Source organism: Halomonas eurihalina, from assembly GCF_008274785.1.
GTDB classification, from domain to species: domain Bacteria; phylum Pseudomonadota; class Gammaproteobacteria; order Pseudomonadales; family Halomonadaceae; genus Halomonas; species Halomonas eurihalina.
On the sequence record NZ_VTPU01000040.1, the window covers coordinates 1 to 1,578 of the forward strand.

Consider the following 1,578-nt stretch of genomic DNA (forward strand, 5'->3'; position numbering starts at 1 on the left):
ATGACACTCGAAGGCAAGCAATTGATTGGCGCCCAGGCCGTATCGGCCGATGGCGCTGTGATCCAGGCAGTGAATCCCGCCACCAACGAGCGTCTCGACCCGGGCTATCCCGCCGGTGGCAAGGCCGAAGTCGAGCGGGCCTGCGAACTGGCCTGGGCGGCCTTTGATACCTATCGCGAGACCGGCCTCGAAGCCCGCGCGACCTTCCTCGAAACCATCGCCGATGAGATCGAGGCCATCGGTGAGCCGCTGATCGAGCGTGCCGTGGCGGAATCGGGGCTACCGCAAGCGCGTATCCAGGGCGAGCGCGGTCGGACATGCGGCCAACTGCGCCTGTTCGCCAGCGTCCTGCGCGCCGGCGAATGGCTCGACGTGCGTATCGACCCGGCGCTGCCGGATCGCCAGCCGATGCCGAGGGTCGACCTGCGCCAACGCCACGTCGCCCTGGGCCCTGTCGCGGTGTTCGGTGCCTCGAACTTCCCGCTGGCGTTTTCGGTGGCCGGTGGCGACACCGCCTCGGCGCTGGCCGCCGGTTGCCCGGTCGTGATCAAGGCCCACTCTGCGCATCCGGGAACTTCCGAACTGGTCGGCCGGGCCATTCAGCGCGCGGTGAAGAAGTGCGAGCTGCCGGAAGGCGTCTTCTCCCTGCTGTATGGCTCCGGCCGCGAAGTGGGGCAGGGCCTGGTGAAGGATTCCCGCATCAAGGCAGTGGGTTTCACCGGTTCGCGTTCCGGCGGCAGCGCGCTGATGGCTGCCGCCCAGGCGCGTCCCGAGCCAATTCCGGTCTATGCCGAAATGAGCTCCATCAACCCCGTGTTCCTGCTGCCTGAAGCGCTGAAATCCCGGGGCTCCGCGCTGGGTGAAGCCTTCGTTGGTTCGTTGACCATGGGGGCCGGTCAGTTCTGCACCAACCCCGGCCTGGTCATCGCCGAGAAGGGTGAAGGTCTCGACACCTTCGTGGCCGCCGCCGGCGAGGCGGTGAAGGGAGCTGCGGCCCAGACCATGCTCACCCCGGGGATTCATGAAGCCTACAGCAAGGGTGTCGATAGCCTGGTAGCCAGCGACAAGGCTCGCGAAGTGGCCCGCGGGCCGGTCGGCGAGGGAGCCAACCAGTGCCAGGCCGGCCTGTTCGTGGCCTCCGCCAAGGACTTCCTGGCCGATGAGGCCCTGCAGGCCGAGGTCTTCGGTGCCACCTCGCTGGTCGTCGAGTGTGCCGATCAGGACGAGGTCAAGCGCGTGGCCGAACACCTGGAAGGCCAGTTGACCGCCACCCTGCAGATGGATGATGCCGATGCCGAAACGGCCCGCGGCCTGCTGCCGATCCTCGAACGTCGCGCCGGCCGCGTGATGGCCAATGGCTGGCCCACCGGGGTCGAGGTGTGCCATGCCATGGTCCACGGCGGCCCGTATCCGGCCACTTCGGATTCACGCACCACCTCGGTGGGCAGTGCCGCCATCCACCGCTTCCTGCGGCCGGTGTGCTACCAGAACCTGCCCGAGGCCCTGCTGCCCGAGGCACTCAAGGATGGCAACCCGGTCGGTGTCAGCCGCCTGGTCGATGGCAAGCGCGAGGCCTGA

1 protein-coding gene is annotated in these 1,578 nt (G+C 67.9%); it reads left to right on the top strand.

The window, feature by feature from the left end; translation table 11 throughout:
• A partial coding sequence (locus tag FZZ93_RS18135; protein ID WP_149323695.1) for an aldehyde dehydrogenase (NADP(+)) occupies positions 1 to 1,578 on the top strand: 1,578 nt, incomplete at its 5' end.